This is a genomic window from Pseudoxanthomonas suwonensis 11-1, from assembly GCF_000185965.1.
Lineage (GTDB): Bacteria > Pseudomonadota > Gammaproteobacteria > Xanthomonadales > Xanthomonadaceae > Pseudoxanthomonas > Pseudoxanthomonas suwonensis_A.
The window spans coordinates 2,693,394-2,715,732 of sequence record NC_014924.1 but is presented as its reverse complement, the minus strand read 5'-3'; the positions used below and the strand labels follow the sequence as shown (position 1 = coordinate 2,715,732).

General features: G+C 70.4%; 21 protein-coding genes and 1 riboswitch. Of the genes, 16 read left to right on the top strand and 5 right to left on the bottom strand.

The window, feature by feature from the left end; all coding sequences use genetic code 11:
• Window positions 1-109: 109 nt before the first annotated feature.
• Window positions 110-344, bottom strand: a riboswitch (cobalamin riboswitch).
• Between the two features lie 65 nt (window positions 345-409).
• Window positions 410-895: a GAF domain-containing protein gene (locus tag PSESU_RS12415; RefSeq protein WP_013536133.1), complete on the bottom strand. Its 486-nt coding sequence runs from the start codon at window positions 893-895 to the stop codon at window positions 410-412.
• A gap of 106 nt (window positions 896-1,001) precedes the next feature.
• Here PSESU_RS12415 and bioD point away from each other — a divergent pair, with 106 nt between their 5' ends.
• The gene (bioD, locus tag PSESU_RS12410; protein WP_013536132.1) at window positions 1,002-1,685 is read left to right on the top strand and encodes a dethiobiotin synthase; all 684 of its coding nucleotides are present in this window, start codon (window positions 1,002-1,004) and stop codon (window positions 1,683-1,685) included.
• Between the two features lie 149 nt (window positions 1,686-1,834).
• Here bioD and PSESU_RS12405 read toward each other — a convergent pair whose 3' ends face one another.
• From PSESU_RS12405 to PSESU_RS12395, 3 genes are all read right to left on the bottom strand, one after another.
• Window positions 1,835-2,218 (bottom strand): phasin family protein, encoded by a 384-nt coding sequence (locus PSESU_RS12405; protein WP_013536131.1) that lies wholly within the window; start codon window positions 2,216-2,218, stop codon window positions 1,835-1,837.
• Window positions 2,219-2,426: 208 nt separating this feature from the next.
• Window positions 2,427-2,780, bottom strand: a complete 354-nt coding sequence (gene queD / locus PSESU_RS12400; protein WP_013536130.1) for a 6-carboxytetrahydropterin synthase QueD — start codon at window positions 2,778-2,780, stop codon at window positions 2,427-2,429.
• A gap of 131 nt (window positions 2,781-2,911) precedes the next feature.
• Complete coding sequence (locus tag PSESU_RS12395; RefSeq protein WP_013536129.1) at window positions 2,912-4,303, bottom strand: DEAD/DEAH box helicase; 1,392 nt, start codon at window positions 4,301-4,303, stop codon at window positions 2,912-2,914.
• 348 nt (window positions 4,304-4,651) lie between these two features.
• On the opposite strand from PSESU_RS12395, the gene PSESU_RS12390 reads away from it, so the two are divergent.
• Both PSESU_RS12390 and maiA read left to right on the top strand, forming a co-directional pair.
• Complete coding sequence (locus tag PSESU_RS12390) at window positions 4,652-5,644, top strand: fumarylacetoacetate hydrolase family protein (RefSeq protein WP_013536128.1); 993 nt, start codon at window positions 4,652-4,654, stop codon at window positions 5,642-5,644.
• Window positions 5,645-5,687: 43 nt separating this feature from the next.
• Entirely contained in the window at window positions 5,688-6,350 is a 663-nt protein-coding gene (maiA, locus tag PSESU_RS12385; RefSeq protein ID WP_013536127.1) for a maleylacetoacetate isomerase, read from the top strand.
• 60 nt (window positions 6,351-6,410) lie between these two features.
• On the opposite strand, the gene PSESU_RS12380 is transcribed toward maiA, so the two are convergent.
• Entirely contained in the window at window positions 6,411-7,541 is a 1,131-nt protein-coding gene (locus PSESU_RS12380; RefSeq protein ID WP_013536126.1) for a PilT/PilU family type 4a pilus ATPase, read from the bottom strand.
• A 102-nt stretch (window positions 7,542-7,643) separates the two neighbouring features.
• On the opposite strand from PSESU_RS12380, the gene PSESU_RS12375 reads away from it, so the two are divergent.
• The 13 genes from PSESU_RS12375 (at window position 7,644) to PSESU_RS15750 (ending at window position 22,336) form a co-directional block, all read left to right on the top strand.
• Window positions 7,644-8,045, top strand: a complete 402-nt coding sequence (locus PSESU_RS12375; RefSeq protein ID WP_013536125.1) for a DUF4398 domain-containing protein — start codon at window positions 7,644-7,646, stop codon at window positions 8,043-8,045.
• Window positions 8,042-8,941 carry an OmpA family protein gene (locus PSESU_RS12370; protein ID WP_013536124.1) on the top strand — a complete coding sequence of 300 codons (900 nt, stop codon included), beginning with the start codon at window positions 8,042-8,044 and terminating at the stop codon, window positions 8,939-8,941. The genes PSESU_RS12375 and PSESU_RS12370 overlap by 4 nt, the downstream gene beginning before the upstream one ends.
• A 391-nt stretch (window positions 8,942-9,332) precedes the next feature.
• Window positions 9,333-9,548 carry a YdcH family protein gene (locus PSESU_RS12365; RefSeq protein ID WP_013536123.1) on the top strand — a complete coding sequence of 72 codons (216 nt, stop codon included), beginning with the start codon at window positions 9,333-9,335 and terminating at the stop codon, window positions 9,546-9,548.
• A 175-nt stretch (window positions 9,549-9,723) separates the two neighbouring features.
• The gene (locus tag PSESU_RS12360) at window positions 9,724-11,100 is read left to right on the top strand and encodes a pyridoxal-phosphate dependent enzyme (protein ID WP_013536122.1); all 1,377 of its coding nucleotides are present in this window, start codon (window positions 9,724-9,726) and stop codon (window positions 11,098-11,100) included.
• A gap of 93 nt (window positions 11,101-11,193) precedes the next feature.
• Window positions 11,194-12,378 (top strand): cystathionine gamma-synthase, encoded by a 1,185-nt coding sequence (locus PSESU_RS12355; protein WP_013536121.1) that lies wholly within the window; start codon window positions 11,194-11,196, stop codon window positions 12,376-12,378.
• A 41-nt stretch (window positions 12,379-12,419) separates the two neighbouring features.
• Complete coding sequence (kdsA, locus tag PSESU_RS12350) at window positions 12,420-13,268, top strand: 3-deoxy-8-phosphooctulonate synthase (protein WP_013536120.1); 849 nt, start codon at window positions 12,420-12,422, stop codon at window positions 13,266-13,268.
• A 52-nt stretch (window positions 13,269-13,320) separates the two neighbouring features.
• Window positions 13,321-14,388: a hypothetical protein gene (locus tag PSESU_RS12345; RefSeq protein WP_013536119.1), complete on the top strand. Its 1,068-nt coding sequence runs from the start codon at window positions 13,321-13,323 to the stop codon at window positions 14,386-14,388.
• Window positions 14,385-15,218, top strand: a complete 834-nt coding sequence (locus PSESU_RS16385) for a hypothetical protein (RefSeq protein ID WP_013536118.1) — start codon at window positions 14,385-14,387, stop codon at window positions 15,216-15,218. The genes PSESU_RS12345 and PSESU_RS16385 overlap by 4 nt, the downstream gene beginning before the upstream one ends.
• Window positions 15,218-16,798, top strand: a complete 1,581-nt coding sequence (locus tag PSESU_RS12335; RefSeq protein WP_013536117.1) for a glycosyltransferase — start codon at window positions 15,218-15,220, stop codon at window positions 16,796-16,798. Before PSESU_RS16385 ends, PSESU_RS12335 begins: the two co-directional genes overlap by 1 nt.
• 27 nt (window positions 16,799-16,825) lie before the next feature.
• A complete protein-coding gene (locus PSESU_RS15755; RefSeq protein WP_013536116.1) occupies window positions 16,826-18,265 on the top strand; it encodes a hypothetical protein in 1,440 nt (479 codons plus the stop codon).
• Between the two features lie 66 nt (window positions 18,266-18,331).
• The gene (locus PSESU_RS12325) at window positions 18,332-20,311 is read left to right on the top strand and encodes a capsule polysaccharide biosynthesis protein (protein WP_013536115.1); all 1,980 of its coding nucleotides are present in this window, start codon (window positions 18,332-18,334) and stop codon (window positions 20,309-20,311) included.
• Window positions 20,308-21,105: an ABC transporter permease gene (locus PSESU_RS12320; RefSeq protein WP_013536114.1), complete on the top strand. Its 798-nt coding sequence runs from the start codon at window positions 20,308-20,310 to the stop codon at window positions 21,103-21,105. The genes PSESU_RS12325 and PSESU_RS12320 overlap by 4 nt, the downstream gene beginning before the upstream one ends.
• A gap of 1 nt (window position 21,106) precedes the next feature.
• Complete coding sequence (locus PSESU_RS15750; RefSeq protein ID WP_013536113.1) at window positions 21,107-22,336, top strand: ABC transporter ATP-binding protein; 1,230 nt, start codon at window positions 21,107-21,109, stop codon at window positions 22,334-22,336.
• The last annotated feature ends 3 nt before the right edge of the window (window positions 22,337-22,339 follow it).

Sequence of the window (22,339 nt, the reverse complement as noted above, 5' to 3'; positions counted from 1 at the left end):
GCACGCCCGCGCGACGGATCGGTGGAGGCTGCAGGCAGGAGACGATGCAAACGCCAGGCACGTGCGCGAGGGCGACACGCGTCTGCCGCCCGCAATGCCCTCCGCATCGCAACCAGTCGTCTTCCGGGCCGGTCTCCGGGCTCGCGGGCGAACAGGCGCGTGGCCTGCTCCATCCGGGCGCCTTCCCATGCGTTTGCACAGTGGCGGTGTGCCCGGACTTGTCCTGCTTACCGTTGCGGGGGCAGCGCCGGAATGTCCGCGTGGCCTGGCGGCCGCGCCGGCGTCACCGGCTTCCCGTTTCAACCGCGGCCCATGCCGCGGTCACCCGAAAGTGCGCGCAGTCTATGCCTATCGGCGAGGGCGGGCAAAGGAGAGGGATGGCAGGCATGCCGTGCGGCCGTGCCCGCGGTCAGCGCAGCGACTGCACGAAGGCGGCGGCGATGGCTTCCAGGCCGGCCTGGTCCTCGGCATCGAAGCGGCCAGGCTCGGGGCTGTCCAGGTCGAACACGCCGACCAGGGTGTCGCCATCGACCAGCGGCACCACCAGTTCCGAACGCGAGGCCGAGTCGCAGGCGATATGGCCCGGGAAGGCATGCACGTCGGCCACGCGCTGGGTCTGGCGGGTGCTGGCGGCCGCGCCGCATACGCCCTTGTCCAGCGGGATGCGCACGCAGGCCGGCAGGCCCTGGAACGGCCCCACGACCAGTTCGGTACCGTCGTAGAAGTAGAAGCCGACCCAGTTGAGCGCGGGCAGGGCGTGGTAGACCAGCGAGGACAGGTTGGCGGCATTGGCGACGCGGTCGCGTTCGCCGTGCAGCAGGCCACGCACCTGGGACAGGAGCTGGTCGTACTGTTCCGGCTTGCTGCCGGTAAGCGGGATGGTGGTGAATGACATGTGCGCAATGTTACCCGCAGCCTCCACCCGCCATCGCGGCGCGAGGCGGGATGCTGCGTGGCGCGTATGATCCGCCGGCCGCACCTGGCGGCCCACTGGAACCGGCATGGACCTGCGCAACGTCGATCGCCTCTACGTCACCGGCACCGATACCGGCGCCGGCAAGACCCTCGCCAGCTGCACCCTGCTGCATGCCCTGCGCGCGGTCGGACGCCGTGCCGTTGGGATGAAGCCGGTGGCCAGCGGCTGCGAACGCATCGAAGGCGCCTGGCGCAACGAGGACGCGCTGGCCCTGCAGGCGGCGAGCGATCCGCGGCCGGCCTACGCGGACCTCAATCCGTTCGCCTTGCCCGAGCCGCTGGCACCGGAACTGGCCACGCGCGCGGCCGGCGTCGAGGTCACGTTGCCGCCGTTGCTGGAGGCATTCGCCCGCCTGCGCGCGCAGGCCGACGTGGTCGTGGTCGAGGGCGTGGGCGGCTGGGCCGCGCCGCTGGCGGCCGGTATCGACCAGGCCGACCTGGCGCGCGCGCTGGATGCACCGGTGGTGCTGGTGGTCGGCATGCGCCTGGGCTGCCTCAACCATGCCCGCCTGAGCGCGCGGGCGATCGCCGCCGATGGCTTCCGGCTGGCCGGCTGGATCGCCAGCGAGGTCGACCCGGACATGGCCTGCCGCGACGGGAACTTCGAACTGCTTCGGGCGCGGCTGGATGCGCCCTGCCTGGGGCGGCTGCCGTATTCGCCGGCGCCGGATCCGGCGCGGCTGGCGGCGGCGCTGTCGCTGGGCGCCTGAAGCGCAGCGCAGCAAAGCCCGCCCTCTGGAATCGCGGACAAAAAAAGGCCCGACAGCGGGAGGGGATGCTGTCGGGCCTGGGTTTGCGCGGGGGAGGGGAACCGCGCAAAGACTTGGAACTGTTTCCCGGGCCGGAGCCCGGTGACGCCTCAGCGCTTGCGGGCGGCCTTGGCGACGGTGGCCTGCACCTGGCTGGTGGCGGCCTCGAACTGGTTCTTGGCCAGCTCGCCGAGGGCTTCACCGGTCTTGAGGGTCAGGCCGATGACTTCCTGGCCGGCGGCGGCGACACGCTCGGCATTGTCACGGGCGATCTGCAGGCCCTTCGGCAGCAGGCTGCGGTAGGCATCCAGGTCGCGGGCCTCGGCGAGCTCGCCGAGGTAGCTGGTGGTGGCCTCGACGTTCTTCTCCAGGGTGCGCAGCTGCACACCGAACAGGGTCTCGGCGTTCTCCAGGGCCAGGCGGTTCATCCGCGCGGCGACGGCGGCGAACTGGTGGGTGTAGGCGCTGAACTGCTCGTTGAACTGGTAGGACATGGTCGGCTCCCTGACGGATCACCTTATGGTGCGATGCAGCATACCCACGTCCTTTGTGCATTGCAACATTCCCGGTATGGCGGTAGCCGGGTTTGTGAAGGCGCGCACGTAAACGCCCCGGTGGGCGGGGGCAGGGCTTCGGGTTGGGGATGCACGGCCAGGGCCCGGCCGGTCGCAGGCAGCCGCGGGCAGGGTCGCGCGGCAGGGCTCAGCCGCGGTAGCGGCAGCCGGAGGTGCAGGTCTCGTGGACCACGACCTCGCTCAGCAGCGGCACCGCAGGCTTGAGCTTGTCCCAGATCCACGCGGCCAGGTTCTCGCTGGTCGGGTTGTCCAGGCCGGGGATGTCGTTGAGGTAGTGGTGGTCCAGCTGCTCGTACAGCGGCTTGAACGCGGCCTTGAGGTCGGCGAAGTCCATCACCCAGCCGGCCTGCGGATCGACCGGACCTTCCACGTGCAGCTCCACCCGGAACGAGTGGCCGTGCAGGCGCGAGCACTTGTGGCCCTGCGGCACGTTGGGTAGGCGGTGCGCCGCCTCGAGGGTGAAGACCTTGAAGATTTCCATGGGGGTGATTGTCGTGCTGGCCGGGGCAGGCGGGCAATGCCGCATGCGGGGTAGTGCGTGGGGACCCGGGGAGCCATGAACAGGAACGGCAGCCGAGGCTGCCGTTCCTTCATGCCGGTGACCCGTGCGGATCAGCGGTTGGCGTCGCGGCGCGGGCCGCCGCCGTTGCGCTGCTGGTTGCGCTGGTGCGCATGCGCCGCCGCCGGAGCGCGGGCGCCGCTACGGCCGTTGCCGCCGCGGTTGCCGGCGTGGGCGTGGGCCTGGCCTTCGCCACCGCCCGACGGACGACGGCCACGGCCGCCACCCGGCTTGCGCGGCGGACGCTGCCCGCCCGGCTGCTCGGCCTTGCCCGGGGCGCTGTTGCCCCAGCGGATCGGGACCTGCGGCTCGAAGCCTGGCAGGTCGCGGATTTCCATGTCGCGGCCGAGCATGCGTACGATCTGGCGCAGGTACTTCGCGTCTTCCTGCGAGACCAGCGACAGGGCCTCGCCGTTGGCGCCGTTGCGGCCGGTGCGGCCGATGCGGTGCACGTAGTCCTCGGCGACCATCGGCAGGTCGTAGTTGATCACCCGCGGCAGCTGGTCGATGTCGATGCCGCGCGCGGCGATGTCGGTCGCCACCAGCACCTTGACCTTGCCCGACTTGAAGTCGCCCAGCGCGCGCAGGCGCTGGCCCTGGCTCTTGTTGCCATGGATCGCGGCGGCCTGGATGCCGGCCTTCTCCAGGTGGGTGGCCAGCTTGTCGCTGCCGTGCTTGGTCTTGGCGAACACCAGGGTCTGCACGCGCGCGTCCTGGCCCAGCAGGTGCAGCAGCAGCTCGCGCTTGCGCGCGGTGTCGACCGGGTGCACGCGGTGGGCGATGGTCTCGGCCACGGTGTTCTGCGGGGTCACCTGGACCTCGCGCGGGTTGCGCATGAACTCCATCGCCAGCTGCTTGATCGACTCCGGGAAGGTGGCCGAGAACAGCAGGGTCTGGCGGTTCTGCTTGGGCAGCTTGGCCAGGATGCGCTTGATCGAGGGCAGGAAGCCCATGTCGAGCATGCGGTCGGCCTCGTCCAGGATCAGCACCTCGATGCCCGACAGGTCGATGCTGCGGCGCTCGATGTGGTCGATCAGGCGGCCCGGGCAGGCGATCACCATGTCCACGCCACGGCGCAGGCTGTCCAGCTGGTTGCCCATGCCGACGCCGCCGTAGATCACGGCGCTGGGGATGCGCAGGTACTTGCTGTAGCCGCGCAGGCTGTCATGCACCTGGGTGGCCAGCTCGCGGGTGGGGGTCAGGACCAGGGCGCGCGGCTTGCGCGGGCCGGGGCCGACCTTCTGCGGCTCGGTGCCCAGGTACTGCAGCAGCGGCAGGCCGAAGGCGGCGGTCTTGCCGGTGCCGGTCTGGGCGCCGGCGAGCAGGTCATGGCCGGCCAGGGCAAGCGGGATGGCCTGCTGCTGGATCGGGGTGGGGGTTTCGTAGCCCTGCTCGGCGAGCGCGCGCAGCAGGAAGGGCGCCAGGCCCAGCGATTCGAAAGACATCAAGGAACACTCCATGGATACCCGCGGCGATTGCCGCAGGTGCTGACCGTCTAGGTCGGTGACTCGGAGCGTTCCCGTGAATCCGCGCTGCGAGAGGGGACAGGCCGGTGGTACCGGCGCGAATGCCAGGCGGAAGGCGTCGGGGTGGAGCGGACGCCGGAGCTGGTCCGGCGCTGCCGGTCCCGGAGGGAAACGGACGGCCGCTGGCAGATCGGTGCGCGGATTCTACGGCAAAGCCGTGGCCAGCGCCCGCCGGACCCGCGGGAAGCGTTCAGGCGGCAATGTTTCGAGTGAAACCGTCGCCGGGGAGCCGCTACAATCCGGCATCCCTGCCCGCTGGAGCCCGCAATGAAGCTCGGAACCCTCAAGGAAGGCGGCCGCGACGGCACCCTGGTCGTGGTCTCCCGTGACCTGGCCCGCGCCGTGCGCGCCACCGGCATCGCCGCGACCCTGCAGCAGGCCCTGGACGAGTGGCAGGTCGCCGCGCCGCGCCTGGTGGCGCTGGCCGAGGCGCTGGAGCAGGGCCAGGCCGCCGACGCCTTCGAGCTGGATCCGGCCGCCCTGGCCGCGCCGCTGCCGCGCGCCTACGAGTTCGTCGACGGCAGCGCCTACCTGCCCCACGTGGAGCGCGTGCGCCGCGCCCGCGGCGCCGAGGTCCCGGAGAGCTTCTACACCGACCCGCTGATGTACCAGGCCACCGCCGCCGGCTTCCTCGGCCCGCGGGACCCGGTGCGGGTGGTCAGCGAGGACTACGGCATCGACCTGGAGGCCGAGATCGTGGTGGTCACCGACGACGTGCCGATGGCGGTGACGCCGGAGCAGGCCGCCGGCCATGTCCAGCTGGTCGGCCTGGTCAACGACGTGTCCCTGCGCAACCTGATCCCGGCCGAACTGGGCAAGGGCTTCGGCTTCCTGCAGTCCAAGCCGCGCTCGGCGCTGTCGCCGGTGTTCGTGACCCCCGACGAGCTGGGCGATGCCTGGCGCGGCAACAAGCTGCACCTGCCGCTGGTCACCCACTACAACGGCGAGTGGTTCGGCGCGCCGGAAGCGGGCGAGGACATGCAGTTCGACTTCGCCCAGCTGGTCGCCCATGCCGCGAAGACCCGTCCGCTGGCGGCCGGCACCATCGTCGGCTCCGGCACCATCGCCAACCAGGACGTGTCCCGCGGTGCCTCGTGCTTCGCCGAGAAGCGGACGGTCGAGGCCCTGCGCGACGGCAAGCCGTCGACCCCGTTCATGAAGTTCGGCGACCGGGTGCGGATCGAGATGCTGGACCGCGAGGGCAACAGCATCTTCGGCGCGATCGAGCAGCGCATCGAACAGCAGCCGCTGCCGGCCTGAGCCGGCGGCCGCACCACCAGGGCGCATGGCGCCGGGAGGCAGGATGTCCGGTCAACTGACGCTTTACACCTACTGGCGCTCCAGCGCTGCCTACCGGGTGCGGATCGGCCTGGCGCTGAAGGGGCTGGAGTACGCCAGCGAGCCGGTGCACCTGGTGCAGGACGGCGGCCAGCAGCACGCCGCCGCCTTCGCCGCGCTCAACCCGCAGGAGCTGGTGCCGGTGCTGCGCCATGGCGACCAGGTGCTGCGCCAGTCGCTGGCGATCCTCGAATACATCGACGAGACCTGGCCGAAACCGGCGCTGCTGCCGGCCGATGCCGGCGGCCGCGCGCGGGTGCGGGCGCTGGCCCAGGCGATCGCCTGCGACGTGCATCCGCTCAACAACCTGCGCGTGCTGCAGTACCTGGAGCGCGAACTGGATGTCGCGGCGCCGGCACGCGAGGCCTGGGTGCGGCACTGGATCGGCAGCGGCCTGGATGCGGTGGAGAAGCTGCTGGCCGGCGATCCGGGCACCGGTGCCTTCTGCCACGGCGATGCGCCGGGCCTGGCCGACTGCGTGCTGGTGCCGCAGCTGTACAACGCGCGGCGCTTCGGCCTGGACCTGGCCGGATGGCCGGTGATCGCGCGGATCGACGCGGCCTGCGCCGCGCTGCCGGCCTTCGCCGCGGCCGTGCCGGAAGCGCAGCCGGACGGACCGCGTTCCTGAGCGCACGAAAGAAAAGGGCCGCGCGGTGCGCGGCCCTCCCTGTCTCTGGAAGTAGGGCCCTCAGCCGAAGCCGTGGCTGATGCCGCCGGCGGCCTGGTTGAGGTCGGCGTAGGGGTCGTGCTCGCCCTCGGCGCCCTCGGACAGGCGGAACTTCAGGGCCAGGCCGTCGCGCGAGTCGGCCGCGCGCAGCGCCTCCTCCTGGTCGATGCGGCCCTGCTTGACCATCCGGAACAGGCACTGGTCGAAGGTCTGCATGCCTTCCTCCAGCGAACCTTCCATCGCCGCCTTGATCTCGTGCACCTGGCCGCGGCGCAGCAGGTCGCGGATCATCGGCGTGTTGAGCAGGACCTCGGTCGCCGGCAGGCGGCGCCCGTCCACGCCCTTGACCAGGCGCAGCGAAACAACCGCGCGCAGGTTCAGGGCCAGGTTCATCAGCACGTTCTTGTGCGCGCTCTCGGGGAAGAAGTTGAGGATGCGCTCGATGGTCTGGTCGGCGTTGTTGGAGTGCAGCGTCGCCAGGCACAGGTGGCCGGTCTCGGCGAAGGCGATCGCCGCCTCCATGGTCTCGGCGTCGAGGATCTCGCCGATCAGGATCACGTCCGGCGCCTCGCGCATCGCGTTCTTCAGCGCGTTGTGGAAGGCATGGGTGTCCAGGCCGACCTCGCGCTGGTTGACGATCGACTTCTTGTGCTTGTGCAGGTACTCGATCGGGTCCTCGATCGTGAGGATGTGGCCGGTCATGTTGCTGTTGCGGTAGTCGATCATCGACGCCAGCGAGGTCGACTTGCCCGAGCCGGTCGAGCCGACGATCAGGACCAGGCCGCGCGGGGTCATGATGATGTCCTTCAGGACCTCCGGCAGGTTCAGCTCCTCGATCGAGGGGATGGTGCTGCGGATGGCGCGGATCACCATGCCCACTTCGCCGCGCTGCTTGAACACGTTGACGCGGAAGCGGCCGGCGTCGTTCACGGCGATGGCCATGTTGAGCTCGAGGTCGCGCTCGAACTGCGGCACCTGGCCCTCGTCCATCAACGAATACGCGATCTTCTTGACCATGCCCGGCGGCAGGCCGGTATTGCCGAGCGGATAGAGCTTCCCCTCGATCTTGATATAGACCGGCGCCCCGGTGGTCAGGAACATGTCCGAGGCATTCTTCTCGGTCATCAGCTTCAGGAAGTAGCCGATATCCATTAAATGACGATCCCCAATTCTGTATGGCGCCCGTGCCTCCATTTGCATGGACGCCCGTGGCTTCCGACAATGGCCGCGACCATGAGGACGCGACATTCCCCGATGAACGATCCTAGCTTCGCACACTTCCGCAAGGGCCTGTACGGCCTGGTATGCGCTTTCGGGCTGGCGGTCACGGCCCAGGCGCAGGCCCTGCTGCCCGCGGTCCAGCAGGCCGAACGGGCCGTGCTGCAGGCCCAGGACGCGTTCGCCGACCAGTACGCCCCCGACCTGATCGAAGCCGCCCGCCAGGGGCTGATCGAGGCCCAGGCCCTGGGCGCCTCGCGCAGCCGCTCCGACCAGCGCAAGGCCGAGGCCCTGGCCCTGCGGGTGGCCGCCGATGCCGACCTGGCCCGGGCCCGCTCGGAGGAGGCCAAGGCCGAGGCCGGGCTCACCCAGCGGCGGCAGGAGATCGCCGAGCTGCGTCGCCAGCTTGGCAAAACCGGCCAGGAGGGTGGCCGATGAGCGCCCGCGGCATGTTCCGCCCGCTGGGGGCGGCCATCCTGGTGCTGGCCATGGCCTCGGTTCCCGCCCTGGCCGCCGATGACCCGGACGTAGCGCGCCTGCGCGCCCGCCTGTCCGCGCTGCAGGCCGATCCGGTGCTGTCGCGCGGCGCCGGGCTGGAACTGCTGGAGGCCCTGCAGGCGGTGAACGCGCTGGACGCCGCCCGCCGCGGCGACCGTCCCGACGCGCTCTACCTGGCCGAGCGCCGGTTGGAGATCGCCGAGACCATGGCCCGTGCCGGCGCCGCCCGCGCCGAGCTGTCGCGGCTGGACCTGCAGCGTGCCGACCTGCTGGTCGAGGCCAGCCGCCGCGAGGCCGAGAAGGCCCGGCGCGAGGCCGAGCAGCTGCGCATCCAGGCCCAGATCCACGCCGAGGAGACCGAGCGCCTGCGCCTGGCCGCGGAGGCCGAGGCGCTGGCCCGCACCGAGGCCGAGGAGGCGCTGGGCCAGGCGGCCGGCCGCCAGACCGCGCAGCTGAGCGCGGCCCGGCGCAAGGAGGCCGAGCTGGCCCGGCAGGAGGCGGAGCTGGTCTCGGGCAAGAAGCTGCCGCCGTCCAGCTTCGGCAACGCCGGCGAAGTGTTCGTGGTGCCCGGCTCGGCCTATGCCAGCGGCAAGTCGAGCCTGACCGCCAGTGGCAAGGACGCGGCCGCCGCGCTCGCCGCCTACCTGCAGATCGGCAGCAAGCGCCAGGTCCGGATTCGGGCCTGGGACAAGGATCCCAAGGTCGCCCAGTCCCGTGCCGCGGCCCTGCGCGACGCCCTGGTCGCCGCCGGGGTGGACAAGGGCCGGATCAAGGCCGACGGGGTCAAGGATCCGGCCACCGCCAAGCGCGCGGCCGAGGTCACGGTCGCGCCCTGAGGTCCTATTTAGTTTCATGAAATCAAGCACTTGAGCGTCCCGTCTCGCCGCCTGGCGGGACCGCAAGAGGCATCGGTAGCAGATCTCCTGCATTCACGCGCAGGACCCTTGAAGCCCCTCCGGCTTGGGAGTAGGGTCGGTCATGCGGGTGGTCCATCCGGGTCCATCCGCCTGAACCGGAGTCCGCGCCGATGCAGCTTCCCGCTTCTCCCGCTTTCCCCTGTGCCGGGCTTCCGCCGCGGCTGCGGGGTGGGGAGCGGAAGATGCCGCATCCGCCATCCGGATACCCCCGCGCCCTGGGCCCCTGGCCCGGGGCGTTTGTTTTCCGGCGCCGGCCAGGAGTGGCCGACATGTAGCCGTCAGGGACGTACCGACCCCAGGAGGTGCACAGATGTTCGAAGGGCAACCGCAGGCCGAAATCGACGCTCTGATCAAGAGCAATCCCGAGTTCAAGCAGCTCTACCAGCGACACCGTCTGCTGGACAAGAAGTGCATGCAGGCCGAACTGGGAGTGCTCCCCATCGACGACATGACCCTGGGCCAGATGAAGCGCGAGAAGCTTGCCGCCAAGCAGCGACTGCTAAGCATCTACGACCGGTCGCACTGAGCGCGCCCCTGCCAAGTGTTTCACCGCCGCGGGCGGTGGTGGCCTCCTCGTCGGCCGCCACCGCCCGCGCAATCTTTCCGGCGCCGTAAATCCTTCCGCTTACCGTGCACGGGTAATCCGGCCGATAATCCCGGTTCCGCCGCGTTCCAGCGGCGCCCATGAACCGGATCCGAGAATGGCCCTGCACGCCTCCGTGCTCGAACTCATCGGCCGCACCCCCATCGTCAAGGCGCGCCGCCTGGACACCGGCCCGTGCGAGCTGTACCTCAAGCTTGAGAACTTCAACCCGGGCGGCTCGATCAAGGATCGCATCGGCCTGTCGATGATCGAGGCGGCCGAGCGCCGCGGCGACCTCAAGCCCGGCGCGACCCTGGTCGAAGGCACCGCCGGCAACACCGGCCTGGGTCTGGCCCTGGTCGCCCAGCAGAAGGGCTACCGCCTGGTCCTGGTGGTCCCGGACAAGATGAGCCGGGAGAAGATCTTCAACCTCAAGGCGATGGGTGCCGAGGTGGTGCTGACCCGTTCCGACGTGGGCAAGGGCCATCCCGAGTATTACCAGGACCTGGCCGAGAAGATCGCCTCCGAGACCCCGGGCGCGTACTTCATCAACCAGTTCGGCAACCCGGACAACCCGGCCGCGCACCAGTACGGCACCGGCCCGGAGATCATCGGGCAGATGGCCGAAGTGGGCGGCTTCGACGCCATCGTGTTCGGCTGCGGCAGCTCCGGCACCATGACCGGCCTGTCGCGCTGCCTGGCCGAGCAGGCGCCCGACGTGGAGATGGTGCTGGCCGACCCGGTGGGTTCGATCCTGGCCCAGTACATCAACGAGGGCGTGCTCAGCGACAAGTCGGGCAGCTGGCTGGTCGAGGGCATCGGCGAGGATTTCCTGCCGTCGATCTCGGACTTCTCGCGGGTGAAGAAGGCCTACGCGATCCCGGACGGCGAGAGCTTCCACACCGCGCGCGAGCTGCTGGAGAAGGAAGGCATCCTCGGCGGCTCGTCCACCGGCACCCTGCTGGCCGCGGCGCTGCGTTACTGCCGCGAGCAGACCACGCCGAAGAAGGTCGTGGTGCTGGTGCCGGATACCGGCAACAAGTACCTGTCGAAGATGTACAACGACTACTGGATGCTGGACAACGGCTTCCTGCAGCGCGAGCAGCACGGCGACCTGCGCGACCTGATCCTGCGGCCGTACAGCCAGCGCGACACCGTGGTCGTGGCCCCGGGCGACCTGCTCACCACCGCCTACCAGCGGATGAAGCTGTACGACGTCTCCCAGCTGCCGGTGATGGAGGGCGACCGCCTGGTGGGCATCATCGACGAGAGCGACGTGCTGCTGCACGTGTATGGCGACGAGGCCCGCTTCCGCGATCCGGTCTCGGTGGCCATGGTCAGCAAGCTGGAGAAGCTCGACGTCAAGTCGCCGATCGAGGCCCTGCTGCCGGTGTTCGACCGCGGCCAGGTCGCGATCATCACCGACGGCGAGCGCTTCCTCGGCCTGATCACCCGCATCGACCTGCTGAACTACCTGCGCCGCCGGGTGCAGTGACGGCATGGCCGGCGCCGGTCCCGGGAGGGCCGGCGCCAAGCTTTGGTTAAGGGGCGGTTGCTAGAATCCGCGGCTACCTCGAAGAGAGCCGCCATGACCGACCAGTCCTCCCGCGACGGCCTGCATCCGGACGCCCTCGCGTTCGCCACCCTGGCCATCCATGGTGGGCAGTCGCCCGACCCGTCCACCGGCGCGGTCATGCCGCCGATCTACGCCACCTCGACCTACGCGCAGTCGGCGCCGGGCGAGCACCAGGGCTTCGAATACTCCCGCACCCACAACCCGACCCGGTTCGCCTGGGAGCGCTGCGTCGCGGCGCTGGAAGGCGGCAGCCGCGGCTTCGCCTTCGCCTCGGGCATGGCGGCCACCTCCACCGTGCTGGAGCTGCTGGACAGCGGCGACCATGTGGTGGCGATGGACGACCTCTACGGCGGCAGCTACCGCCTGTTCGAGCGCGTGCGCCGGCGCAGCGCGGCGCTGGACTTCAGCTTCGTCGACCTGGCCGACCTGGACGCATTCGCCGCGGCGATCACCCCGCGCACCCGCATGGTCTGGATCGAGACCCCGACCAACCCGATGCTGAAGATCGTCGACATCGCCGCGGTCGCGGAGATCGCGCACCGCCACGGCCTGCTGGTGGTGGTCGACAACACCTTCGCCTCGCCGGCCCTGCAGCGCCCGCTGGCGCTGGGCGCCGACCTGGTCCTGCACTCGGCGACCAAGTACCTCAACGGCCACTCCGACATGGTTGGTGGCGTGGTGGTGACCGCCGACGCGGAGCTGGGCGAGCGCATGGCCTTCCTGCAGAACTCGGTGGGCGCGGTGCAGGGGCCGTTCGACAGCTTCCTGGCCCTGCGCGGCGCCAAGACCCTGCCGCTGCGCATGCGCGCCCACTGCGCCAACGCCCTGGAGCTGGCGCGCTGGCTGGAATCGCACCCGAAGGTCGGGAAGGTGATCTACCCGGGCCTGGAGTCGCACCCGCAACACGGGCTGGCGACGCGGCAGATGTCAGGCTCCGGCGGCATCGTCTCGGTGGTGCTCAAGGGCGGCTTCGAGGCGGCCAGCCGCTTCTGCGCCCGCACGAAGCTGTTCACCCTGGCCGAGTCGCTGGGCGGCGTTGAAAGCCTGCTCAACCACCCGGCGGTGATGACCCACGCCTCGGTGCCGGTCGAGCGCCGCGCGCGCCTGGGCATCAGCGATTCGCTGGTGCGCCTGAGCGTCGGCATCGAGGACCTCGAGGACCTGCGCAAGGACCTGGACCAGGCACTGGCCGGCTGACGCGGCACCCCCAACAACACGCGAACCTAAGGAGTAGTGGAATGCGCATCGTGCGGATCACCGAGGGCGTACAGGTCGGCAACCGCCTGCCGTTCGTGCTGTTCGGCGGACTGAACGTCCTCGAGGACCTGGATTCCACCCTGCGCGCGTGCGAGGCCTTCGTCCAGGCCACCACCCGCCATGGCATCCCGTTCGTGTTCAAGGCCTCGTTCGACAAGGCCAACCGTTCGTCCATCCATTCCTACCGTGGCGTGGGCATGGAGGAGGGGCTGCGCATCTTCTCCGAGGTCAAGCGCGCCTTCGGCGTGCCGGTGATCACCGACGTGCACGAGGTCCACCAGGCCGCGCCGGTGGCCGAGGTCGTGGACGTGCTGCAGATCCCGGCCTTCCTCGCCCGCCAGACCGACCTGGTAAACGCGATCGCCTCCACCGGCCGCGTGGTCAACGTCAAGAAGCCGCAGTTCACCAGCCCGAGCCAGATCGCGCACGTGGCCGCCAAGTGCAAGGAGGCCGGCAACGAGCAGGTGATCCTGTGCGAGCGCGGCACCTGCTTCGGCTACGACAACCTGGTGGTCGACATGCTCGGCTTCCGCGAGATGATCGAGGCCACCGACGGCCTGCCGGTGATCTTCGACGCGACCCATGCCCTGCAGCGCCGCAACCCCGGTGACGCCGCCTCCGGTGGTCGCCGCCGCCAGGTCGCCGAGCTGGCCCGCGCCGGCATGGCCGTCGGCCTCGCCGGCCTGTTCCTGGAGGCGCACCCGGACCCGGACCGCGCGCGCTGCGACGGTCCCAGCGCGCTGCCGCTGGACCGGCTCGATCCGTTCCTCGCCCAGATCAAGGCGCTGGACGAGCTGGTGAAGGGTTTCGAGCCGCTCGACATCCGCTGACGCTGCACCCGCCGGCACGGGTCGGCGGGAACCATGGACAGGGACTTGCAGCATGACGGGCACCTTGCATATCCATGTCGCGAGCCGGGACCTGAACCTCGCCAGCGTCCGCTACCGGGCGCTGTTGCCGGGCTGCGCCGCGAAGGCCGAGGGCTGGAAGGCACGGGTATGCGGCCGCGACGTTCCTCCCCGGGCCGGCACCACGCTGGCGCTGGCGGTGAAGCCGCTGTCGCAGAAGCACGCGCGCTGGGCGCGCCATGCCCAGGACGCCGGGGTGCCCGTGGTCGCCGACCTGTGCGACAACATCTTCATCGACGGCTATGCCGGCGAGGGCAGGACCTTCGGCCAGCGCTTCGTGGAGCTGGCGCGCGGCCTGTCCGCGGTCACCGTGCCGACCGGCGCGATGCGCGAGGTGGTGCTGGCCGAGACCGGCCTGCCGGATGCGCGCGTGCTGGTGGTGCCGGACATCGTCGAGACCCCGGACCTGCTCGCGCGGCAGCGGAGCCTGCTCGGCCTGCGCCATGGCCTGCTGTCCGCGCTGCGCAGCCTGCGCCGGCGCCCCGAAGCGGTTCCCGCGCCCTCCGGCCCGGTACTGCTGTGGTACGGCAACCACGGGGCCGCGTACGCGAGGTTCGGGCTCGAGGACCTGCTGCTGTACCGCGAGGCGCTGTGCGAGGCCGCCAGCCGTGGCGCCGAGCTGTGGGTGGTCAGCAACAACCGCGGCAAGTTCGAGCGCCTGGCCGGCGAGCTGCCGGTGGCCAGCCGCTACTTCGAGTGGACGCCGACCATCGTCGATGCGCTGCTGCCGCTGGCCGACGTGTGCCTGGTACCCAACAGCCTGGATGCGTTCTCGGCGACCAAGTCCGCCAACCGCGGACTCAAGGCGCTGTCGCATGGCGTGCCCGTCGTGGCCACGCCCAGCCGCGCCTACCAGGAGCTGGCCGGAGCGGTGTGGCTGGACGATCCGGGGGCGGGTATCGCTGCCTACCTCGATGATCCGTCGGTGCGCGAGCGGCACCTGCAGGAAGCGGCGCGGATCATCGCCGCGGACTATTCGTTCGAGCGGCTGCGCCAGGCGATCGCCGAGGTCGCCGCGGCCGCGACGGGTGCGCGCGCATGAAGCCGCTGGTCGCCATCTCGTTCTACGACCGCCGTGATCCGTGCGACCTTGAGCGGCTGCTCGACACGCTGGACCGCTACGACGCCGGGGCTGGCCACGAGCGCGTGGTCGCGGTGAACAGCGCCGGTGGCGAGCCGCTGCCGGCCCGCATCCGCGACCGCGTGCATGGCGTGCTCGAACGCGAAAACACCGGCATGAACATCGGAGCCTGGGACGGCGCATGGCGCCACTGGCGCGGCCGCCCGGCGTACCTGTTCCTGCAGGACGAGTGCCGCGCACGGCGCGACGGCTGGCTTTCCGGCTTCCTCGAGGCGCTGGCCGACCCGGCGGTGGGCATGGTCGGCGAGTCGCTCAATCCGTCCTGGGACAAGCCCTGGGAACTGCTGCGCGATGGCCCAGGCAAGGCAGATCTGCGCGAGCACCTGCTGGACGGGCAGCCGGCCAACCGGGTCGATGTCTACCTGCACCACATGCGCCGCTACGGGATCGATCCGGGGATGGGCGGACGCCATCTGCGCTCGCTGGCCTGGGCGCTGCGCGGAGACACCCTCGAGGCGCTGGGCGGCTTCCCGCAGGGCGCCAACTACGGCGAATGCATCGCCGCCGAGATCGGCGTATCGCGCGCGGTGGAGGCGCTGGGCCTGCAGCTGCGCGAGGTCGGTCCGGAACCATTCCATGCCATCAGCCATGTCGAGTGGCGCCAGGCGTCGCCGGGTGGCCCGTACCGGCATCATCCGGGTGCGTCAGACGGGGAGGGCGATGTGCCGCATCCGGCGCAGCGCGATGGCCTGCTGGGTGGTTTGCGCCGGTTGTTCGGGGGACGCCGCTGATGGGCTGGCCCTGGTCCCGGACCACGCTGGACGATTTCGCCCGCGCATTGCCGTTCGAGCACCTGCTGCGCAAGCGGTCGCCCGATGAGGCGTTGGCGCGCTGGCGCACCGAGGCCGCGGCCTGGGCAGGCTGCGAGTCCCCGCGCGTTGCACTGCTGCTGGACTGCGCCGGCGACATGGAGGCCGCTCGCGACACCGCCACCTGCTGGCGCCTGCAGGCCTGGCCGCATTGCGTCCTCGTGGCGACGGGCAGCGGTGCGCAATCCGTGGCCGAGTGGGCCCGGGCGCGCGGGATGCACGTGGCGTGCATGCCGGGTCTTTCCAGCGGCCTGCCCGGTATCGCCGACTGGGTGCTGCCTGCCCGCGCAGGCGACCTGCTGCATCCCTCGCTCGCCGGCGTGGTCGCGCTTGCGGCACGCCGTGGCGCCGACGCGGTGGCCTGGGACTGGCTGGAAGGCCAGCGTCGCGGCCGCAGGTTGTCGCTGTCGTTCCGGCATCGTGCGCCCTGGCGCGACGACCTGGCCGAACTGGACCACGACCAGCGCGGGCGCGCCTTCGCCGTGCCGGCGTCGGCCTGGACGGGAGCAGGCGTGGAAGAGGCCTGGCAGGTGCGGATGGGCCACCCGGCGACTTCGCCGCACGTGCACCCGGAACCGCTGCAGGTGCTGCCGCCTGGCGGCTGCGGGCAAGAATTCTCGCCGCATCGCGCCGAAGCCCTGTTCAAGGTCGCGTTCGAGGACGGGCCCAACGGACCGCGTCCGGCGCAAGCCGCGACGGGTGTCTCGGTCGTCGTGCTCTACCGCGATCGCGCCGAACTGACCCTGCGCGCGCTGCGCTCGGTGGTCGCACAGCGGTTTAGCGGGCGTTTGCAATTGGTACTGGTCGACAACCAGTCTTCCGCAGACACTAGGGACGTCATCCGGCGCTACCTTGGAACATTGCCCCAGAGCGTGGAATCGGTCCTGGTCGAGTACGACGCACCCTTCAACCACAGTCGCCAGTGCAACCTCGGCATCGAGGCGGCGACGCAGGAGGTGGTGCTGATGCTCAACAACGACGTCGAGCTGCTGGACGCCGATGCCGTGGACACGATGGCGCGCTGGGCGATGGTGCCGGGAATCGCCACCGCCGGCGCCTGCATCGTCGATGCGGAAGGGCAGCCGCGTGGTGGTGGGTTCCGCTGCCGCAGGACGCCGGGCGCGGAGTCCAACTCGCCGGTGGAGGAAGCATCGGGCGCTGCGGCGGCGCGCTCGCGGATGACCGTCGGCAACACGTTCGCCTGCGTGGCGATGCGTCGCCAGGCGTACAGGGAACTGGGCGGGCTCGACGAGCTCGCCTTCCCGGTGGGCTACAACGACGTGGATTTCTGCCTGCGCGCCACCGCCGCCGGCTGGCGCCACGTCAACCTGGCCGGTTGCCGCGCGACGCACGCCGTAGGCGCGTCGCGGTCGAAGACCGACGAGGTGGCACAGAAGCTCGCGCTGCGCGTCGCCCATCCCTGGGTGCCGGTCGTGGCCCTGCGGGAACGCGACGTCGAACCAGTCAACCTGCCGGAAGCGAAGCTTCCGGATCCGCCATAGGAGCCGGGCCGGTCCCGGGAGAAGATCATGCGCATTCCAGACGTCATCGAGTGGTCCCGCAGCCGCGACATGCAGGAAGGCACCTGGCTGATGCTCGGCAAGGGCCCGACCTACCGCAAGCTGCGCAACATCGACGCCAGTGCGTTCCGGCTGCTGTCGCTCAACCACGTGGTGCGCGAGCAGCCGGTCGAGGTCGCGCACATCATCGACCTGGACGTGGTCCACGACTGCGCCGACGCGCTGGACGCCAATGCCGGCGTGCTGTGGATGCCGGCGCATCCGCACGTCAACCACCGTCCTTCCGAGAAGCCGCTGTGGGAGTGGGCCAAGGAAGTGCCGGTGCTGCGCAAGCTGGCCGGGGAGGGGCGCCTGGCCTGGTACAACGCCAGCACCTGGAAGCGGCCCGAGCCGGGCTCGCCGGTGATCGACGTGCGCTTCTTCAGCGCCGAGGCAGCGCTGGCCGCGCTGGCCGCGTGCGGCGCGCGCACCGTGCGTTCGCTTGGCGTGGACGGTGGCAACCGCTACTCCGAGCAGTTCGGCGACCTCAACGACAAGACCCTGCTGGCCAACGGCCGCGATTCCTTCGACCGCCAGTTCGAGGGTTTCGCCCGCACCCTGCGCAGCCACGACATGTTCTATGCGCCGCTGTGGATCAATGCCCCGGTGCGTGTCTTCGTCGGCACCGACGCGGCGCAGATGCTGGGCGTGAAGATGCTCGAGTACAGCATCAAGAAGTTCGCCAGCCTCTCGGTGAAGGTCGAGCCGATCGACGACCGCGGCATCCCGGTGCCGGCCGACCCGGCCAACCGTTCGCGCACCGGCTTCTCGTTCTCGCGCTTCAAGATCCCGGAGCTGTGCCGCTACCACGGCCGCGGCATCTACGTGGACGCCGACATGCAGGTCTTCAGCGACATCCTCGACCTGTGGGCGCGTCCGTTCGACGGCGCGCGCGTGCTCTACGCGGACGGGCCGGCGTCGCAGGGCCGCATGCCCCAGTTCAGCGTGCTGCTGCTGGATTGCGCCAACCTCGACTGGGACGTCCGCAGGATCGTCCAGGGTTTCGACGAGGGCCGCTACGACTACGCCGAGCTGATGCAGAAGATGTGCATCGTCGATCCGGAGCACAAGCGCGCCGGCCTGCCGTTCGAGTGGAACTCGCTGGAGCACTACGAGCCCGGCAGGACCAAGCTGATCCATTACACCGACATGCCCACCCAGCCGTGGGTGTCGCACAGGAACAAGAACGGCCACCTGTTCTACGACGCCTGCCGCGAGGCCATCGCCGAAGGCTTCCTCTCGCCGGACTACGTCTACCAGGAGGTCGAGCGCGGACATGTCTCGCCCGAGTTCCCCGGCTGGATCGGCCTGCCGCCGCCCAAGGACCTGGCAAAGCGCAAGGCCACCTGGACCCCGCCGTTCAAGCGCTTCGTCGGGATGCCGCCGGCCAAGGCCAAGCGCGCGGGCTGAGCGCGCGAGGCCACCAATGGCAGGCGCCACCGGCGCCTGCCGCCCGATCCCCGACCGAACGAGTTGATGAACGACCAGCTTCCACCAGCGACTGCATTCCAGCGCGAACTGCGCATCGAACCGGACCCGGCCGCATGGGCCGGCGCGCCGGTCCTGCTGCTGACCGCCTGCGACGGCGGCTACCTGCCGCACGCGCTGGCGCTGGCGCGCAGCCTGGACGCGGTCGGTGCCGGCCACCTGCTGCTGCACCTGGTCAACCCGCGCGACGAGGATGTCTCGCTGGTGCGCCAGGTGGCGCGCTCGCTGCGCACGCTCAGGCTGCACCTGTCGACCGAGCAGGTGTGCCTACCGGATGCCGGCAGCCTGCCGGCCTACTACGCCAGCGCGCGTTTCCTGCGCATGGCCGAACTGCTCGCCGATCCGGCAACCCGGGTCCCGCTGTTCGCGCTGGATGCCGATGCGCTTGCAGTTGCCCCGTTGACCCTGGACTTCAGCGACAAGCCGGAGGCGGAGATCTGCCTGCGCCGGCGCGACCTCAAGGGCCCTGTGGCCGACCACCTGCGGGTGGCCGCCGGTGCGGTGTGGGCGCGCGACAGCGATGGCGCGGCCGCGTTCATGCATGGCGTGGCCGAAAGCCTGCGCGCGCGCTTCGCGGCCGGCGACGTCGGCTGGTTCGTCGACCAGCTGGTGCTGCTGGAGCATATCGAGTCTAAGACCGGCGGCGCCCAGGTGCGCAACCTCAAGACCAAGTTCTCGGACTGGATGCTGTCGGAGAACGCGCTGGTGTGGACCGGCAAGGGCGACAGCAAGTACCTGGACATCCGCTACCTGATGCTGCGCCACCTGTTCGACGAGGATCCGGCCCGACGCGATGCCGGCCGCCGACTCATGCGCGAGTTCGCCGCGCTGATGCCGCCTGCACTGGCAGCGGGCGTGGAGCAGCGGCTGCGCCGGGTGCCGTTCCCGCCGCGGCCGCCACGCTGCGCGGTGTTCCTGCCGCGCCTGGACCTGCCGTGGAAGCGCAGCGGCATTGGCCGCAATGGGGCGCCGGTACCGGCCGAGGACACGGTGCAGCTGCGGCTGTGGTGGAAGCGCTTCACCATGGAGCTGGCGCGGATCCTCGGCAACCAGGGCGCCGAGGTGGTGCTGGTCGAGATCCCGGCCTGGGAGATCACCCCGGAGCGGGTGGATGCCGAAGACGTGGACCTGGCCTTCATCCCGCACCGCTGCTCGATCGACTTCGGGCCGACGCGCACGCCGCGGTGGTTCTACATGCAGGAGTACTTCCGTCCGGTGTTCGTGCTTGATCCGCAGGGCTGGAGTGCAGCCTCCTCGGTGTACCCGTTGAGCCTGGAGGCGTTGCCCGAGCCCACCTCGGGTGCATGGGAGGCCTACCGTGGCGGGTTCGAGTCCGGACGCCTGGATTCCAAGTTCCACCAGTCGGCCCCGGCCACCCGCGAGGAGCTCCAGGCCGCGGGCCTGGTGCCACGTGGCCCGTACATCTTCCATCCGCTGCAGGTGCCGCACGACCAGTCGATCCGCTACTTCAGCGACGTCGACCAGGAAGCCGCGCTGGAGGCGGTGGCGGGCCTTTCGAAGAAGACCGGCCTGCCGCTCGTGCTCAAGGAACACCCGGCCAACCGGGCGGCGATGAAGCCGTTCCGCGAGAAGTACGACCGGCGCAACATCCTCTGGAGCGAGGCCCACGTGCACGACCTGGCCCGGCACAGCGCCGGCGTGGTGGTGATCAACAGCGGGGTGGGCTTCGAGGCGTTGTTCAGCGGCCGGCCGGTGGTCTGCCTCGGCCGCGCCGAGTACGACGTCGCCGCGCACCGCGCCACCCCTGCAACGCTGGCTGAGGTCTGGAGCGCCGCGCTGGCCGAGCCGGCGCAGGAGCGCGAGCGCCGGCATGCGCGTTTCGTCGATTGGTTCCTCGGCCGCCACGCGATAGACATGTCGCGTCCGGTCGCCGGCCGCGAGGTGCTGGAGCGGCACGTGGCCGCCGCACTGGCCTCGATCACCGCGGCGGTGGAGGTGGCCGGATGAGCACGGGCAGCATGGAAGGCGCGGGGCGCGCGCTGTCGGTGGCGTGGATGCTCGCGCTGCGCGAGTGGCGCGCCCTGCTGAGGCAGTCGCGGATGGCCGCGGTGTGGCCGCTGGTGCAGCCGCTGGCCTACACCGCCCTCCTGGTCGCGCTGCGGCCGATGTTCGGCATGGGCGCCGCCGGCGACCCGCTGCGGTTCGGCGTGTTCGTGTTCATCGGCTTCATCCTGTGGCAGTCCTGGTTCGAGGTGATGCGTGCCGAGATGGACGCCATCCGCCGCAACAAGGGACTGATGTCGCGAGGCGAGCTGGGCGTGGGCACCCTGGTGCTGTCGACCGCGCTTGCCGCGGCGATCCAGCTGGTACCACGCCTGCTGGTGGGGCTTGCCGCGGCGGTGTTCGTGCTCGGCGCCGACCTGCCGGCCCTGCTGATGCTGGTCGGCTTCGGCATCGCCACCCTGGTCAACGGCGCGGTGATCGGCGCGCTGCTGCAGCCGTTCTCGACCCTGTCGCCGGACCTGGGCAAGACCATCCAGAGTTTCGCCCTGGCCCTGATCATCACCGGCATGGTGTTCATCCCGCCGCCGGAGGATCCGGGCACGGTGATGAAGGCCGCCTTCGCGCTCAACCCGATGGGCATGCTGCTCAACGCCGCACGCGCCCCGGCGATGGGCGTGCCGTTGCTGGCGCCTGCTGCCACCGGGTTCTGGCTGGTGTTCACCCTGGTGGGCGCGGCGCTGGTGCCGGCGCTGGGCCGGCGCGTGCTGCCGATCGTGGTCGAAAGGCTGGGGAACTGACATGGGCGACGTACTGCTGGAAGTCAGCGGCCTCGGCAAGAAATACGCGCGCAACCTGCGCAAGTCCTTGCGTTATGGCATGCATGACGTGGTCAGCGAGGCCCTCGGCCGCCGCCACGGCGAGGTGCTGCGCGAGGACGAGTTCTGGGCGCTGCGCGACGTCAGCTTCAGCCTGCGCCGCGGCGAGTGCCTGGCGGTGCTGGGCGGCAACGGTGCCGGCAAGTCCACCCTGCTCAAGCTGCTGTCGGGCATCCTCGCGCCGGATACCGGCAGCATCCGCCGCGAGGGCCGGCTGGAGAAGATGATCGAGCTGATGGCCGGCATGGCGCCTTCGCTGACCGGCCGCGAGAACATCCAGCTGCGCGCGCGCCTGCTGGGCCTGGGCAAGGAAGAGGCGGCGCGGCGCATGGACGAGGTGATCGACTTCGCCGAGCTGGACGCGCACATCGACATGCCGGTGATGTTCTACAGCTCCGGCATGAAGGCGCGCCTGGGCTTCGCCGCCACGGTGGTGATGTCGCCGGACATCCTGCTGATCGACGAGGTGCTTGCGGTCGGTGACCTCGGCTTCCGCATGAAGTGCTACGAGCGCGTGGACGAGATGCGCCGCAGTTCGGCGGTGGTGCTGGTCACCCACGGCATGAACCATGTCTCGCGCATGGCCAGCAGCGGCCTGGTGCTCGACAAGGGGCGGCCGCTGCTGCTGGGCAGCCCGCAGGAGGCGATCGCCCGCTACCAGGAGCTGACCGGCACCCGTGGCCCGGCCAAGGACATCTCCTTCCATCCCGAGCGGGTGGAGTTCTCGATGCAGCGTGGCGGCCAGGCGCTGGAAGGCGAGCCGGTGGTGATCCGCCATGGCGAAGCGGTGGCGCTGGCCGGCCGCCACCAGGGCGACGGGCCGATGCGCCTGAGCGTGGTCCTGCACGAGGCCAACGGACCTACCGTGGCCGAATGGCACTCCGCGCGCGCCGGCTTCAGCGTGGCTCCCGGCGATACGTTCCAGCTTGAGACCGGCCCGCTGGAGCTGTGCCCGGGCTTCTACCAGTGGGTGGTGGTGGGCCTGGGTGCCGACGGCAGCCAGCAGTTCCTCAGCCGACCGCTGCGCTTCAAGGTCGAAGGCGAGTTCCATGGTTCCACCCGCATGCAGCCGACCGGCCGCTGGCATTCCGCCCGCGCCGGCGGGGTCCCGGCGGCCGCCACGGTCGCATCCTTCCCACCAGTGCACGGATGAAAG